Origin of the sequence: Flavobacterium anhuiense (genome assembly GCF_050990855.1) — a bacterium.
Lineage (GTDB): Bacteria > Bacteroidota > Bacteroidia > Flavobacteriales > Flavobacteriaceae > Flavobacterium > Flavobacterium anhuiense_C.
In genome coordinates this window covers 610,535-625,839 of sequence record NZ_CP158861.1, presented here as the reverse complement: position 1 = coordinate 625,839, position 15,305 = coordinate 610,535, and the positions used below count along the sequence as shown (strand labels likewise).

The window sequence follows — 15,305 nt, the reverse complement described above, 5'->3', positions numbered from 1 at the left end:
CAAAATATATTTCAATAATGAAAAAATGATGTTAAAATATTTAGAATGCTTCTTAATTCATGCCGACTCCGTAAACATATTCATCAAGCTCAATTTTGAATAAAGAACCTTCAACCAAATCTTTAATCGATTTTAATTCGGTCATATTTACAGCCAAATCTATCGAGTTACATGGTGTTTTTAATAAAAATTTGTGGCAAGAATATTTCATTTCGCAAGCTTCACAACAAGAGTTTTCGATCATGCTATCTTCGATCAAATCGCAAAATTGATTCAATTCTTGAACTGTAAAATAAAAGCCAGTTTCTTTAAAAACCAATTGTACTTTGTCTGAAATCGTAGTATTGTGATCTTTCCAGTAAAAAGCTATTCCAAAGTTATTATGATATATTTGTTCAATTTCTCTCATCGTAAATCCTTTAATTTCAACAAATATAAATATTATTTAAATTAATTCTAAATAAAAAAATCATAAAAGTTTGAAAAATCTTTTCGTCTAGCCAGTAGCTAAACAGCAATAAATGTCAGAATCTATCGAGTAGAGTAGAAACAGAAATTTTTAGTTCATTCCAGAACCATAAATATATTCGTTGAGATGAAGTCGAAATAAAGAACCGTCTACCAAGTCTTTTATAGAATTTAATTCAATTGGTGATATTTCTAAATCTATAGCAACATAGGGTGTCTTCAATAAAAATTTATCGAAGGCACGTTTTATTCCACGTGAATCGTAATCATTGTGGTCTGTTACGCAATCTTCGATTAAATCGTGAAATTCATTTAATTCTTGAACTGAAAAATAAAATCCCATTTGTTTAAAAAGCAACTGAATTTTATCTGATATAATTTCGTTGCCTTCTTTCCAATAAAATGAAATTCCAAAATCGTTTCTGTATATCTGTTCAATGTCCTTCATGACAATTTTTTTTAGGCTACAAAGATACAGAGACTTTGTATTAATACTTGATTAACAAAAGCATAAAAAAAAGCTAAAAATCAGTATTAGTAAATTGATTTTTAGCTCTTTATGTTGGATTTGTAAATTTTCTTTTTTTAATGGAATCTGATCCATTATTTCAGCCATTTTTTTAAGTTTGAAAGAAACGCTGCCTGTTGGTCAACAAATAAATAATGTGAGCAATTATCAAGGAAGGCAAAGTGTTTTTCGCCTGTTATAGCTTTCAAAGAATTGATTTGTGCCAATGAAAAAACGCCATCTTCCTTTCCGTAAATGCCATAAATAGGAACTCCAGCCGCTTTGATTTTCTTTAGAAAAGGTTTGCTATCGATGTTGTTTTGTTTTTCATTTTGATAAAAAACTAATGGCGCATTCTTATTTCGAATATTGGTTTTATAAAATTCCCCAGCTTCATAATCGGCATATAGCTTTTTGGAAGCTTTTGTTGGTTTTGGCATTTTAAAATAATTTTCATCGCTTGCCAAGTCGAAACAATGTTTTCTATATCCTGCAGAATTTTTATCGAGTTTTTCTACATAAGCTATTTTATTTAGCGTTTTGGAATCTCCTTTATGTATTTTTTTTATTGAATTTAAAATATGATCATAAGTTTCCTGTTGCGAAAACAAAGCGCCAGCCAAAACCAAAGCACTCACATTTTGCGGATATTTATTTGTATAAAGTGTAGCAACCAAACCGCCAAAACTATGCCCCAAGAGAACTGCTTTTTTTAAATGATATTTTTTATAAATAGAGTTTAAATCCTGAAAAGCTTCTTCATAAGTAAATTTAGCATCAGGATCTGCAGATCTTCCTTCGCCTCTTCGGTCGTAGGCAATGACATAAAAACCTTGATCGGCTAGTTTTTGAGCTGTTGTTCCTTCAAACAAAGTCGCATTGCCACTTGGCCCGCCATGAATAAAAATTATGGTTTTATTCTTTTCGTTTCCGTAGGTTTTAATGTAAAGATTTTGTGCTTTCGCGAAAAGCGAAATAGTAAGAAATAAAACGGTTACTAATAATTTCATGTATATAGATGGAATTTTGTGCGGATTAAAACAGTACAAATTTTAACGCGGATTACACAGATTCGTTATCACGAAAACGCGGACAAAAAACGGGTTTGTATAAAGAAAAAAAATCCGTTTTTGTCCGCGTTGTTACAAAGTAAATCCGTTTTATCCGCGTGCTATTTATTCAAATTATAATTGCTAACGGTTAAACTTATATGCCTTATATGGTTTAATTATTTATTCCAATTTATGGTGTTCATCCATATCTCTTTTCAGATCTAAATTTCTAAATGTTGGCGATTTCAATGCGGTGAAAATTACGGTTAAAAGTGTAACACTTCCTCCAAAAACAACAGAAGTTACCGCGCCCATCATTTTGGCAGTTGCACCACTTTCAAAAGCACCTAATTCGTTAGAAGATCCAACAAAAATAGAGTTTACCGCACCAACGCGTCCACGCATGTGATCTGGAGTTTTTAGCTGTAAAATAGTTTGACGAATTACTACAGAAATACCATCAGCCAATCCACTTAAAAATAACGCGAAAACAGAAAGCCAGAAATAAGTTGATAATCCAAATAGAATGATAGATAATCCGAAAACAAAAATGGCAATTAAAAGTTTCTTTCCTGCATTTTCATACAAAGGCACATAAGCAGAAACGAGCATCGTGATAAAAGCACCCACAGCAGGAGCGGCTCTTAGAATTCCGAAACCCTCAGAACCTACTTTTAAGATGTCTTGAGCGAAAACGGGCAATAATGCAACGGCGCCTCCAAAAAGTACCGCAATCATATCTAATGAAAGTGCACCCAAAACAATTTTGTTTTTAAATACAAAAGTTATACCCTCCATAAGACTGTCTTTCATAGATTCTCCCATTTTCGGATTTATAATTGGTTTTTGACTGATTTGCGATAAGGCAATTAACGAAAGAATCGAAAATCCGAAAACCAAACACATTGACCAATGAACGCCAATCCAGTTAATAGAGAATCCAGCCAATGCAGGTCCCATAACCGCTCCAATTTGCCAAACCGAACTGCTCCAAGTTGCAGCATTTGGATATACTTTTTTAGGAATGATTAGTGATAAAAGGGAAAAAATAGTTGGTCCCATAAAAGAACGAACGATTCCTCCAAAAAATACTAAAGCATAAATAGAATATAAAATAAAATGGGTAGACCAACCTCCAACTACTTTTGGCCAAGTCAACAAGAAAAGTCCAAAACTAATCACTGAAAATCCTAAAATACATTTTACCAATAAGCTTTTCTTTTCTCTTTGGTCTACAATATGTCCTGCAAACAATGACATTGAAACGGCAGGAATGATTTCCATTAAACCAATAATTCCTAAAGAAAGTGGGTTTTTGGTTAAACTATAAACTTCCCATTCTATTACAATAAATTGCATGGACCAAGCAAAAACCATTGCAAAACGCAATAATAAAAATATGTTGAATTCTCTATAGCGAAGTGCCTGATACGGATCTGGCTTGCTTGATTTAATTTCTTCCATTTGTTCTAATGTCTTTCAGCATAAGCTGTGTTGAAACCGTTCCATTCCATTCGTTTTCGGCAATGCAATAAGCCAACTGAAACGGATTTTGATTTTTTACAATATTTAATTTTTTTCCGAGTCCAAAGCCAATTGCAGCGATTCCATCAGAATTATGTTGTTTGGCAAAAAGTCTTAAATGTTCTTCTTCTGCACCCAAAGTTTTAGCGTAACCTGTATCAATCGCATTTTCAGTCATAAAAACAGGCGTCATATTCTGAGGTCCAAAAGGTTCGAATTGTTTTAAGATTCGAATTAATTTTGGTGTTATATCAGAGAAATTGATTTCGGCATCGATTTCGATTTCTGGAGTAAGCATTTCTGGTAAGATGGTTTCTGAAACCTGTTTCTCGAAAGCATTTTTAAAAGTCTGATAGTTTTCTGCTTTTAAAGTCATTCCCGCCGCATACATGTGGCCTCCAAATTGTTCCAAATGTTCGGCGCAGGCGTCTAGTGCATTATAAACATCAAATCCTTTTACAGATCGGGCAGAGGCTGCATATTTGTCGCCACTTTTAGTGAAAACCAAGGTTGGGCGATAGTATGTTTCGATTAATCTTGAAGCTACAATTCCGATCACGCCTTTGTGCCAGTCTTCTTGAAAAACAACAGTCGAGAAACGTTCTTCTTCGTTATTTTCTATAATTTGTTGGAAAGCTTCTTTGGTAATTTTTTTATCTAAATCTTTTCGGTCTGCGTTATATTGTTCAATTTCTGAAGCAAATTGCTGTGCTTGTTCAAAATTGAATTCAGTTAATAATTCGACAGCATGATTGCCGTGTTTGATTCTTCCTGCGGCATTAATTCTTGGTGAAATAATAAAAACGACATCCGTAATATCAAGAACTTTCTTTTTTACCTGATGTGTCAAAGCTTTAATTCCGGGTCTTGGTTCGCTGTTAATGACTTTCAATCCGAAATGTGCTAAAACACGATTTTCTCCCGTAATCGGAACAATATCGGCAGCAATTGCAGTAGCAACCAAATCCAGATACGGAACTAAATCTTCAATAGTTTCATTTCTATTTTGGCCTAAAGCTTGAATCAGTTTAAAACCAACTCCACAACCGCACAATTCATCGTAAGGGTAGAAGCAGTCTTCTCTTTTGGGATCTAAAACGGCAACGGCATCTGGAAGAAATTCTCCTGGGCGGTGATGATCGCAAACAATAAAATCGATGTTTTTTGCTTTTGCATAGGCGATATGATCAATCGATTTGATGCCGCAATCGAGCGCGATGATTAGAGAAATTCCGTTGTCGTCTGCGTAATCAATTCCTTTATATGAAACACCATAGCCCTCAGCATAGCGATCAGGAATGTAAGTGTCAATATTGGGATAGTGCGATTTTAAATAGGAAGAAACCAAAGAAACCGCTGTTGTTCCATCAACATCATAATCTCCGAAAACCATGATGTTTTCTTGGTTTTCGATAGCTTGTTCGATTCGGGCAACGGCTTTGTCCATATCTTTCATTAAATACGGATCGTGCAGATGTTTTAAAGATGGGCGAAAGAAAGTTTTCGCTTCATCAAAAGTTTCAATTCCTCGCTGAATCAAAAGAGTTGCTACAAAATCTTCTACATTTAGAGCTTGTGCCAAATGTTTGATTTTTTCTTCAGAAGGTTTTGGTTTTAATGTCCAGCGCATTTTTTAATTGTAGATTTTAGATGTTAGATTTCAGATTTTGGAAACCGTTTAATCTAAACTGGTAATTTTTTTGTTTTGCCACAGATTAAAATGATTTGAAAGGATTTTTTAATTTGTGGAAGAATATTTGGTTTCAACTTTGTCAAAGTTTTAAACTTTGACAAAGTTTGCCGAGTTCAAGATGTAGAATTTAAAAATCTAAAATCTACGATCTGAAATCTAAAATTATTTCGCTTCTAAAGCATTTCCTTCAAACTGAATTCCGTCCCAACCTAAGTTGATGAAATTTCTAATATTTTGGTGATTTGTTCCGTTTGGATCGCCTAAAACTTCTTCAAAGTAGAAAGCTCCAAAACAAGCTAGTGTTTCTTCTTTGTTTAAATTCTGCAGTTTTGCGAAAGAAAACAATTTGCAAGAACCTGAATTTTCGCCTGCTGCGTTATGTTGTGTTCCGTTTTGAAAAGCAGTTGGAGTAAAGTTGTAGTTTTCTTCAATTACTGCAATAGTTTCAGGAAATGTGATTTGTGTTGGCGTTTGTTTTACTTTTTCTAAAAAGGCTTGAATGCTCATATTGTGGGTTTGTTTTTTTTTGCCACAGATTAAAAGGATTATAATGATTTTTTTTGCCACGAATTTCACCAATTTCCACAAATTCAATTCGTGTTAATTCGTGTAATTGCTTCGCCTGTTCGCTATCGCTCGAGTTGTGGCAAACTTTTGTAATTAATCTGTGTTAATCATTTTAATCTGTGGCTGAAATAATTATTTATTCTTCTTCGTCTTTTGAATATTTACTTTTTTTGGCTTCTTTTTCTATTGTTTTTCCCGCAACAACCACAACGATTTCTCCTCTTGGTGCTGTTTTTTCAAAATGTGCTAAAACTTCTTTTGCTGTTCCACGAACGTTTTCTTCGTGTAATTTTGATAATTCACGCGAAACGCAAACTTGTCTGTCTTCACCAAAATATTGGACAAATTCACTTAAAGTTTTAACGAGTTTATGTGGAGAAACGTATAAAATCATCGTTCGGGTTTCTTCGGCTAAAGCCAAAAATCGAGTTTGACGGCCTTTCTTATCAGGAAGGAAACCTTCAAAAACAAATTTATCATTTGGTAGTCCGCTGTTTACAAGAGCAGGGACAAAAGCCGTTGCTCCAGGAAGACATTCTACCTCAATTTTATTTTCTACGCAAGCGCGCGTTAATAAAAATCCAGGATCTGAAATGGCTGGAGTTCCAGCGTCTGAAATCAAAGCGATAGTTTCACCAGCTTTCAAACGGGCAATTAAATTCTCAGTTGTTTTATGTTCGTTATGCATATGATGGCTGTGCATGTGCGTGCCAATTTCAAAATGCTTTAACAATTTTCCGCTTGTGCGTGTGTCTTCCGCCAAAATCAAATCGACTTCTTTCAAAACCCGAATGGCTCTAAAAGTCATGTCTTCAAGATTGCCAATTGGCGTTGGAACGATATATAATTTTGACATATTTTTTTATTCGTGAAAATGTAAAATGTAATTTGTGAAAAGTGAAATTTACGAGAATTTTTTCTCAATGATGCCCATAAAACGCTCCGCGTAATCGTCTTTTCCTTCCCAATTATTATAATCTGGTTTTACCATGTTTTCAATAAATTCTTGCGCTTCAGTATAAGAATCAAAAGTTAAAAGTTGGTTTAAAACTCTACTGTAATCTTCAGTGCTATTTCCGAAAAGGTTTTTAGTAAAAGCAATTCTGTCATTCAAATCAATATGAAAACCTCTCGCTAATTTTTCGTTCAAACTAACCGGTTTTGATTGTATGGGAGTTTCAAGAATCGCAGTTTCTACTTTTTTCTCTTCCTTTTTTTCTTCCTTAAAATCATTTATTGAAGGTGTTTTTACAGGAGGAACAGCTTCAAAACTATCTACTTTTACAAACTGTGCATCGGCATAATTAATTCCGAAATCTTCAAATTGAATCGTTGGCTGTATAGGAGTTTCTGCTTTTGCCTCAACTTTTGGTTCTTCTTTAATTTCTTCTACTTCTAATTCAAAAGCAGGTTTGAAATCAGGAATTGGTTTCAACTCGCTTACTGTTGTAAAGGAAAAATCATCGATTGGTTTTTCAGTTTCTTCTACCTTTTCAGCAATTGGCTCGACAATGTCTTCAATTACAGGTTCTTCAACTTCTGCAACTGGTTCAATAGTTTCAATAACTTCAGCAGCGATTGGTTCAACAGTTTGTGCAATTGCTGGTTCCTCAACTTCAACAATTGGTTCAACAGCTTCAAGAATTTCTGCCGGTTTTTCTTCTGAAATTTCAGGCTCATAAGATTCCTCAAGCGCAATTACTTTCTCGGTAACTGGTGTTTCGTTTTCAATTAAAGTCGGAATAATTTTTTCTTTATCGAAAATAGATTCCAATTCAGAAGTGATATCGCTTTGTCCGATTGTTGGTTTTGCAGCATCGAAATTTTCTTCTACAAACTTTAATACTGCTAATTTCTCGTATAATTTCTGAGTTTCAAGGTACAATTGATTGATATCGGATTTGTTTTTAAGTTTTAAAATTCGATGTGCAATGCTAATTAAATCAGCTTCCAATTTTTTTTTCATAACTGTTGAAAATTATAGTGAATAAGGTATTTTAGTGTGTTTTGATGTCTGAATGTCGCTATTCTTAAGGAAATTCAAAAGATAATTTTTTATTTCTGTTAATACGCTTTCGCGAATTTAAGGTTTGATAAAAATTTTCTACTTTTGAAAAAATGTAAAACAGCACATTTTTACATCAATTTATTGCCAGTACAAAGTAATAAAAACTATTCATTTTTAAAGGTAGAAAAATACAAAATGTTTCTCGAAAATACAGTAAATCACAAAGAACAATTTGGTTGGATTGAAGTTATTTGTGGATCAATGTTTTCGGGTAAAACCGAGGAGCTGATCCGAAGATTAAAGCGCGCCCAATTTGCCAAACAAAGAGTCGAAATCTTTAAACCTGCTATTGATACCCGTTATCATGACGAAATGGTCGTGTCTCATGATGCCAACGAAATTCGTTCTACACCCGTTCCTGCGGCGGCTAATATCTTAATTTTAGCGCAAGGATGCGATGTAATTGGTATAGACGAGGCGCAGTTTTTTGATGATGAAATTATTACCGTTTGCAACGATTTGGCAAATCAAGGAATCCGTGTGATTGTAGCAGGTTTGGATATGGATTTTAAAGGAAATCCGTTTGGACCAATGCCTGGACTTATGGCAACTGCAGAATATGTAACGAAGGTTCACGCCGTTTGTACACGCACAGGAAATCTAGCCAATTATAGTTTTAGAAAAACAGCCAACGATAAATTAGTAATGCTTGGTGAAACAGAAGAATACGAGCCACTTAGCCGTGCAGCGTATTTTAATGCCATGAAAAAGAATCAGGAAAAGTAAATCTGAACACCACTTATGAAGGCCTTTTAATAAAAATAGAAAGTATGAGAAAACAGAATGTTTTATTGTTGATATTGATTGGAATTGCTGTGGTTTTTGTCGCTTATTTTCAGTTTTATCTTGCCGAAAATGCAGATGAAGTAAATACTGAAGTAGTGGAGTTGGTAGCAAAATATAATAAAAGCTGTCCGTTAAATATTCAGGAAGGAATGCGGCTTGATAGTGTGAGTTTGCCTGAAGAGAGAGTGGTTCAGTACAATTTGACTTTGTTGAATGTTGCAAAAGAAACGGCCGAAATAAATGTGATTCAAGAAGAAATTGCAAAAAGTCTGATCAGTACTGCCAAAGCAAATCCTGGCTTAAAGGTTTTTAGAGATAATGATTACGATTTGATTTATCATTATACCGATAAAAAGAAAGCTTTTTTGTTTGATGTGAAGATTCAGCCAGATCAATACAAATAAATTAATTTTAATATATTTCGTAAACCCACTAGATTTTTAAATCTAGCGGGTTTTGTATTTATTGATAATTTAAATCATCAAACAATCCAAACAAAATATTTAAATCATGTAGAACGCGTAAACCGTGTAAAACCATGTAAAACCATGTAAAACCATGTAAAACCGGACTAAAGTCCGGCCCTACAATATACATAGAGCCTCCGGCTCTTTTCTAGTTCCGAAGGAACATGCCATATTGTAGGGCTGGACTTCAGTCCAGTTTAGTATATGAAAACATGAAAATGACGAAACGTGCAAATGTAGAAGATGCAGAAGATGTGAGAAAGCAAAAATAATAAAGCCGACAAATTTTAATTTGTCGGCTTTATTATTTAAATGACCTTATATTTCTTATATGGTTTAAAAAGAAAATTAAATCTTCTTTCTCATTCTAGCAACCGGAATATCAAGCTGTTCGCGGTATTTTGCAATTGTTCTTCTCGCAATTGGATATCCTTTTTCTTTTAAGATTTCTGCCAATTGATCGTCTGGAAGCGGTTTTCTCTTATCTTCTTCCTCAATTGTGTTTTGAAGAATCTTTTTGATTTCAAGAGTTGAAACATCTTCTCCCTGATCATTTTTCATGGCTTCAGAGAAGAATTCCTTAATCAGTTTCGTTCCGTATGGTGTTTCAACATATTTGCTGTTTGCCACACGTGAAATCGTCGAAATATCCAAACCAACCATATCTGCAATGTCTTTTAAGATCATTGGTTTTAATTTGGTTTCGTCGCCGTCTAAGAAATATTCTTCTTGATAATGCATGATCGCATTCATGGTTACAAAAAGAGTTTCTTGGCGTTGTCTAATCGCATCGATAAACCATTTTGCAGAATCCAGTTTTTGTTTGATAAATTGAACTGCATCTTTTTGAGCAGTCGATTTATCGCGTGATTCTTTGTACGTCTGCATCATTTCCTGATAATCTTTAGAAACGTGCAGGGAAGGAGCGTTACGCCCGTTTAAAGTCAGTTCAAGTTCACCATCTACAATTCTGATGGCAAAGTCTGGAACAATGTTTTCGGTTACTTTATTATTTCCTGTAAAAGAACCACCAGGTTTTGGATTCAAACGTTCAATTTCGTGAATTGCTTTTTTAAGCTGTTCGTTTGAAACGCTGTATTTCTGTAATAATTTGTCGTAATGTTTCTTTGTAAAAGCATCAAACTGATTTTCGATAATGTCAATCGCTAAATCAACATATTCAGTTGGAGTTTTATGTTTTAACTGAAGCAATAGGCATTCCTGCAAGTCACGCGCACCAACTCCCGAAGGTTCTAGTTCGTGAATCACGGTCATCATTTTTTCAACCATTGCTTCGTCAGTGTAAATTCCCTGAGTAAAAGCCATGTCGTCAACAATGTCTGGAATGCTTCTGCGGATGTAACCCATATCGTCAATACTTCCAACTAAGAATTCAGCGATTTCACGCTCTTCATCATTCAAAATAAAGGTATTCAACTGATTGATTAAATCCTGATGAAAACTTATCGGAGCCGCAAAAGGTGTTTCGCGTTCTTCATCATCGCTATAATTGTTTACCTGAGTTTTGTAATCAGGTGTGTCGTCGTCGCTTAAGTATTCATCAATGTTGATGTCGTCTGCTTCGATTCTGTCTGATTCGTTGTCATCATAATCGTCGTAGTCGTCGTTAGCATATTCATCAGCTTCGTATTCTTCTTCTTTTCCAGCTTCAAGCGCCGGATTTTCGTTCATTTCTTCTAATAAACGTTGTTCAAAAGCTTGCGTAGGCAATTGAATTAACTTCATCAGCTGAATTTGCTGTGGAGATAATTTTTGGGATAATTTTAAATTTAAAAATTGCTTTAGCATGTGTTTTTGTTAAAAGTTTCAAGTTTCAAGTTTCAAGTTGAAGAACGTGCCACAACCTGAAACCTGAAACCTGAAACAAATATTATTATTTTAGTTCAAGCTCCAATAACTTGAAACCTGAAACTTGAAACATTTTAAACTAATCGATTAAAATTCCGCGCTGCCTGGAGTTCTTGGGAAAGGAATTACGTCTCTAATGTTTGTCATTCCTGTTACAAACAATACTAAACGCTCAAATCCTAAACCGAAACCTGCGTGTGTTGCAGAACCGAATCTTCTTGTATCTAAGTACCAGTATAATTCTTCTTTGTCAATTCCAAGTGCTTCCATTTTCTGAACCAGAACATCGTAACGTTCTTCTCTTTCAGAACCACCAACGATTTCTCCAATTCCAGGGAAAAGGATGTCCATGGCGCGAACTGTTTCTCTTCCTGGTTCTGTGTTGTCGTTCAAACGCATGTAAAACGCTTTGATGTTTGCTGGGTAATCGTATAAAATTACCGGACATTTAAAGTGTTTTTCTACTAAATAACGCTCGTGCTCTGATTGTAAATCAGCTCCCCATTCTGTGATAAGGTATTGGAATTTCTTCTTTTTATTTGGAGTTGAATCTCTTAAAATGTCGATTGCCTCAGTATAAGAAACACGTTTGAAGTTGTTTTCTAAAACGAAGTTTAGTTTTTCTAACAACGCCATTTCGCTTCTTTCTGCCTGTGGTTTTGATTTTTCTTCTTCTAAAAGTCTTCCTTCTAAGAATTTCAAATCGTCTTTACAGTTGTCTAAAGCATATTTAATTACATACTGAATAAAATCTTCTGCCAAATCCATGTTGTCATCCAAGTCGTTGAAAGCAACTTCGGGCTCAATCATCCAGAATTCTGCTAAGTGACGAGAAGTGTTTGAGTTTTCTGCTCTAAACGTTGGTCCAAAAGTATAAATCTGACCCAAAGCCATTGCAAAAGTTTCTCCTTCTAATTGTCCAGAAACGGTAAGGTTTGTATGTTTTCCGAAGAAATCTTTTTTGAAATCGATGTTTCCTTCTTCATTTTTTGGCAAATTGTCAAGTGGCAAAGAAGTTACTTGAAACATTTCTCCAGCACCTTCAGCATCAGCTCCAGTAATGATTGGCGTGTTTACATACACGAAACCTTTTTGTTGGAAATAGCTGTGAACTGCATAAGACAATACCGAACGCACACGCATAATTGCACCAAAAGCATTTGTACGCACGCGCAAGTGAGCGTTTTCACGTAAAAATTCTAAAGAGTGCTTTTTAGGCTGCATTGGGAATTTCTCTGCATCAGAATCTCCAAGGATTTCCAATTTAGAAACCTGAATTTCGTATTTCTGACCAGCACCTTTACTTTCAACTAAAGTCCCAATTACAGAAACAGCAGCTCCAGTAGTGATTCTTTTTAAAGTCTCTTCTGGTGTATTTTCAAAATCAACAACACATTGAATATTATTAATTGTAGAACCGTCATTTAAAGCGATGAACTGATTATTTCTAAAAGTTCTCACCCAACCTTTTGCATTCACTTCCTGTAACGTCGTCGTACTGTTTAATAAGTCTCTAACTTTTGTGTGTTTCATTTTAATTTTAGATTTTAGATTGCTGATTTTAGATTAATTAAAACCAGTGTTTTTTATATCGAATTGCAAATATAATCGATAATAATTAATTTTTGAAGCTGTTTCATGCTCCTTTTATTGTTATAGTATTTGTTCGTGTAAATTATAAGCCACGAATTCACGAATTATTTGTGTTTTATTCGTGAATTCGTGGCGGATACCTTAAGGTTGTAAAAAAATTATTTCTCCAAATTCTCCAATTCCTCTTTCCTTGTTTTCTTCTTCTCAAAAGTCAAAACTAAAGAAGGAAGAACTACCAAGTTAGCAAACATCGCGAAAACCAACGTACAAGAAATTAATCCTCCTAAAGCGATCGTTCCGCTGAAGCTTGATAAAGTGAAAGTTGCAAAACCTAAAATCAAAACGATAGAAGTATAGAAAGTGCTTACTCCCGTTTCTCTTAAAGCACTGAAAACAGATTTTTTTACTTTTCCTTTATTTTTAGTCAATTCATCTTTGTATTTCGCCATAAACTGGATGGCATTATCAACCGAGATTCCGAAAGCGATACTGAATACCAAAATTGTTGAGGGTTTTAATGGAATTCCGAAATAACCCATCAATCCAGAAGTAATACAAAGAGGTAAAATATTCGTAATCAAAGATGCCAATACCATTTTGAAAGAACGGAATAAATACAGCATCAAAAATGCAATAGTTGCAATTGCAAAAAGCAATGATTCGATTAAGTTGTGCGCCAAATAAGTGGTTCCTTTTTGGAAAACCAATGCTTTTCCGGTAATAGTAACTTCATAACGGTCTTTCGGGAAAATTTCATCAATTTTTTTGCGTAATTTCTGTTCTACAACAGCCATTTCATCGGTTCCGATATCTTTCATGAAAGTCGTGATTCTGGCATATTGTCCTGTAGAATCTACGTAGGCTTTCATTAAGTTTTCTTTGCTGTTTTTGGTTGCATTTTTAGCATAACCCAAAATAAAAGTCTGTTCCTGAGAAGTCGGCAATTGGTAATATTCAGGGTTTCCGTTGTAGAATGCCTGTTTAGCATATTTAACCAGATTTACTACAGAAACTGGTTTTGCCAGTTCTGGAATTTCAGCAATGGTATTTTGCAATTCATCCATTTTACGAATTGTCGACGGCTTCATAACGCCTTTTTTCTTTTTGGTATCGATCATGATTTCCAATGGCATAACACCGTTGAATTCTTTTTCGTAAAATAAAATATCTTTGAAGAAAGAAGCGCTTTTTGGCATTTCACCAATCAAACTTCCTGAAACTTTCATTTGTCTCACACCATTTAAACTCACAATAAAAAGTATAGCATAAATAGTATAAACAATTGTCTTTTTGCCTTTAACAATAGTGGTAACTGTACTTAAAAGCGTAGAAATATATGTTTTATCTAAGTGATATAAATGTTTTGCTTTTGGCAACGGCATAAAGCTGTAAATAATCGGCACGATAAAAAGTGTCAAAGTATAAACAGAAAGTACGTTAATAGAAGTTACTAAACCGAATTCAAAAAGCAATTCGTTTCCTGTAATCATCAAAGTTGCAAAACCAATTGCAGCCGTTAAATTGGTCATAAAAGTCGAATGTCCAATTTTTGAAATTACACGTTGTAATGCTTTTGCCTGATTGTTGTGCAATTTAATTTCCTGCTGGTATTTATTAATCAAGAAAATGCAGTTTGTAATCCCGATTACAATAATAAGAGGTGGAATAATTGCCGTTAAAATCGTGATCTTATAACCGAATAATCCCAATATTCCAAACGACCACGTTACACCAACAATTAAAATGCAGATTGAAATGAACGTAGCTCTAAACGAACGGAAAAAGAAAAAGAAAATCAATGAAACCGTCAATAAAGACGCTCCAATGAAAAGCCCGATTTCGCCTTTCATGTCGTTCGCATTGATCGTTCTGATGTAGGGCATTCCAGAAACTTTCAGGTCAATTCCAGTTGTTTTTTCGAACTTATTGATTTTTGGAACTAGATTTTGAAGAATAAAAGTCTTTCTTTCAGCCGTATTTACTAATGCTTTGTTCATGTAAATGGCAGATCGCACACTTCCGCTTTCTTTGTTAAACAAAAGCCCTTCATAAAAAGGCAAATTGTGAAACAAATCATATTGAACACTTTTTAAATAATTAGCATCAAGAACTTTACTTTTGTCGATAAAAGGTGCTAAAACAAATTTTTGGTTTACCGTATCTTTTTCTAATTTCTTTAAATCATTCAAAGAAATTACCAAATCTACTTCTTTGGCTTTTTTCAAACCGTCCATTAATTCGGTCCAAGCGGCATAATTTTTAGGAGTAAAAAGCTTCGCATCCTTAAAACCAATAACTACAAGATTCCCTTCTTCACCAAACTTATCAAGGAATTTTTGATAATCTTTATTCGCAATATGATCTTTCGGAAGTAAGTTGGCTTCTGTATAAGTCATAGCAAGATTTTTCCACTGATAACCAAAGAAAAGTGTTAAAGCAGAAAGTATAACCAGAATCGTAATTCGGTTTTTAAGTATGATTCGGGCTAGTTTTTCCCAAAATCCAACTTGAATAGTGTTTTTCATAACATCTTTAAAAAATGGATGCAAATGTAGTGAAAAGTGCTCGAAATCATAAATATTCCGTTCTATTTTACTTTATGTTAACACAAAATATATGATCTTTAAAAGTGGAGATAATTTACTTACTCTTATCAATTACTCGTCAGCTTTTGCCATATTTGCAATTAATTTTACAGTAAAAAATACTG

Annotated in this window: 13 protein-coding genes; 2 read left to right on the top strand and 11 right to left on the bottom strand. The window is 34.2% G+C overall.

The features are described 5' to 3' along the window. Positions 1–52: 52 nt before the first annotated feature. The 8 genes from ABTV69_RS02975 to ABTV69_RS02940 all read right to left on the bottom strand — a co-directional run bounded on the left by ABTV69_RS02975 (position 53) and on the right by ABTV69_RS02940 (position 7,778). Positions 53–409 carry a hypothetical protein gene (locus ABTV69_RS02975; protein WP_111287111.1) on the bottom strand — a complete coding sequence of 119 codons (357 nt, stop codon included), beginning with the start codon at positions 407–409 and terminating at the stop codon, positions 53–55. 150 nt (positions 410–559) lie between these two features. Further along, positions 560–916, bottom strand: a complete 357-nt coding sequence (locus ABTV69_RS02970; protein ID WP_433834110.1) for a hypothetical protein — start codon at positions 914–916, stop codon at positions 560–562. A 155-nt stretch (positions 917–1,071) separates the two neighbouring features. Further along, the gene (locus ABTV69_RS02965) at positions 1,072–1,986 is read right to left on the bottom strand and encodes an alpha/beta fold hydrolase (protein WP_433834108.1); all 915 of its coding nucleotides are present in this window, start codon (positions 1,984–1,986) and stop codon (positions 1,072–1,074) included. Positions 1,987–2,208: 222 nt separating this feature from the next. Then, positions 2,209–3,492, bottom strand: a complete 1,284-nt coding sequence (locus ABTV69_RS02960) for an MFS transporter (protein ID WP_433834106.1) — start codon at positions 3,490–3,492, stop codon at positions 2,209–2,211. Further along, positions 3,479–5,182, bottom strand: a complete 1,704-nt coding sequence (recJ, locus tag ABTV69_RS02955; protein WP_433834104.1) for a single-stranded-DNA-specific exonuclease RecJ — start codon at positions 5,180–5,182, stop codon at positions 3,479–3,481. The genes ABTV69_RS02960 and recJ overlap by 14 nt, the downstream gene beginning before the upstream one ends. 225 nt (positions 5,183–5,407) lie before the next feature. Continuing rightward, positions 5,408–5,752 carry a HopJ type III effector protein gene (locus ABTV69_RS02950; protein ID WP_113676677.1) on the bottom strand — a complete coding sequence of 115 codons (345 nt, stop codon included), beginning with the start codon at positions 5,750–5,752 and terminating at the stop codon, positions 5,408–5,410. Between the two features lie 196 nt (positions 5,753–5,948). Further along, positions 5,949–6,668, bottom strand: a complete 720-nt coding sequence (gene rsmI, locus ABTV69_RS02945; protein ID WP_119793215.1) for a 16S rRNA (cytidine(1402)-2'-O)-methyltransferase — start codon at positions 6,666–6,668, stop codon at positions 5,949–5,951. Positions 6,669–6,716: 48 nt separating this feature from the next. Further along, positions 6,717–7,778, bottom strand: coding sequence for a hypothetical protein (locus ABTV69_RS02940; RefSeq protein WP_433834101.1), 1,062 nt, complete (start codon positions 7,776–7,778; stop codon positions 6,717–6,719). A gap of 237 nt (positions 7,779–8,015) precedes the next feature. On the opposite strand from ABTV69_RS02940, the gene ABTV69_RS02935 reads away from it, so the two are divergent. Together ABTV69_RS02935 and ABTV69_RS02930 are read left to right on the top strand one after the other, a co-directional pair. After that, the gene (locus ABTV69_RS02935) at positions 8,016–8,606 is read left to right on the top strand and encodes a thymidine kinase (RefSeq protein ID WP_095928508.1); all 591 of its coding nucleotides are present in this window, start codon (positions 8,016–8,018) and stop codon (positions 8,604–8,606) included. Between the two features lie 44 nt (positions 8,607–8,650). Further along, positions 8,651–9,070: a hypothetical protein gene (locus tag ABTV69_RS02930; RefSeq protein ID WP_433834099.1), complete on the top strand. Its 420-nt coding sequence runs from the start codon at positions 8,651–8,653 to the stop codon at positions 9,068–9,070. Positions 9,071–9,481: 411 nt separating this feature from the next. Here the strand turns inward: ABTV69_RS02930 and rpoN are convergent, their stop codons facing one another. The 3 genes from rpoN to ABTV69_RS02915 form a co-directional block, all read right to left on the bottom strand. After that, positions 9,482–10,942 carry an RNA polymerase factor sigma-54 gene (gene rpoN, locus ABTV69_RS02925; RefSeq protein ID WP_433834097.1) on the bottom strand — a complete coding sequence of 487 codons (1,461 nt, stop codon included), beginning with the start codon at positions 10,940–10,942 and terminating at the stop codon, positions 9,482–9,484. 147 nt (positions 10,943–11,089) lie between these two features. Next, complete coding sequence (gene asnS / locus ABTV69_RS02920) at positions 11,090–12,535, bottom strand: asparagine--tRNA ligase (RefSeq protein WP_433834095.1); 1,446 nt, start codon at positions 12,533–12,535, stop codon at positions 11,090–11,092. Between the two features lie 218 nt (positions 12,536–12,753). Further along, a complete protein-coding gene (locus tag ABTV69_RS02915) occupies positions 12,754–15,120 on the bottom strand; it encodes an efflux RND transporter permease subunit (protein ID WP_433834093.1) in 2,367 nt (788 codons plus the stop codon). Positions 15,121–15,305 lie beyond the last annotated feature (185 nt).

Bases quoted from the DNA above. Each gene is read 5' to 3' on its own strand.
- ABTV69_RS02975 (WP_111287111.1), bottom strand. From the start codon at position 409: ATGAGAGAAATTGAACAAATATATCATAATAACTTTGGAATAGCTTTT.
- ABTV69_RS02970 (WP_433834110.1), bottom strand. From the start codon at position 916: ATGAAGGACATTGAACAGATATACAGAAACGATTTTGGAATTTCATTT.
- ABTV69_RS02965 (WP_433834108.1), bottom strand. From the start codon at position 1,986: ATGAAATTATTAGTAACCGTTTTATTTCTTACTATTTCGCTTTTCGCG.
- ABTV69_RS02960 (WP_433834106.1), bottom strand. From the start codon at position 3,492: ATGGAAGAAATTAAATCAAGCAAGCCAGATCCGTATCAGGCACTTCGC.
- recJ (WP_433834104.1), bottom strand. From the start codon at position 5,182: ATGCGCTGGACATTAAAACCAAAACCTTCTGAAGAAAAAATCAAACAT.
- ABTV69_RS02950 (WP_113676677.1), bottom strand. From the start codon at position 5,752: ATGAGCATTCAAGCCTTTTTAGAAAAAGTAAAACAAACGCCAACACAA.
- rsmI (WP_119793215.1), bottom strand. From the start codon at position 6,668: ATGTCAAAATTATATATCGTTCCAACGCCAATTGGCAATCTTGAAGAC.
- ABTV69_RS02940 (WP_433834101.1), bottom strand. From the start codon at position 7,778: ATGAAAAAAAAATTGGAAGCTGATTTAATTAGCATTGCACATCGAATT.
- ABTV69_RS02935 (WP_095928508.1), top strand. From the start codon at position 8,016: ATGTTTCTCGAAAATACAGTAAATCACAAAGAACAATTTGGTTGGATT.
- ABTV69_RS02930 (WP_433834099.1), top strand. From the start codon at position 8,651: ATGAGAAAACAGAATGTTTTATTGTTGATATTGATTGGAATTGCTGTG.
- rpoN (WP_433834097.1), bottom strand. From the start codon at position 10,942: ATGCTAAAGCAATTTTTAAATTTAAAATTATCCCAAAAATTATCTCCA.
- asnS (WP_433834095.1), bottom strand. From the start codon at position 12,535: ATGAAACACACAAAAGTTAGAGACTTATTAAACAGTACGACGACGTTA.
- ABTV69_RS02915 (WP_433834093.1), bottom strand. From the start codon at position 15,120: ATGAAAAACACTATTCAAGTTGGATTTTGGGAAAAACTAGCCCGAATC.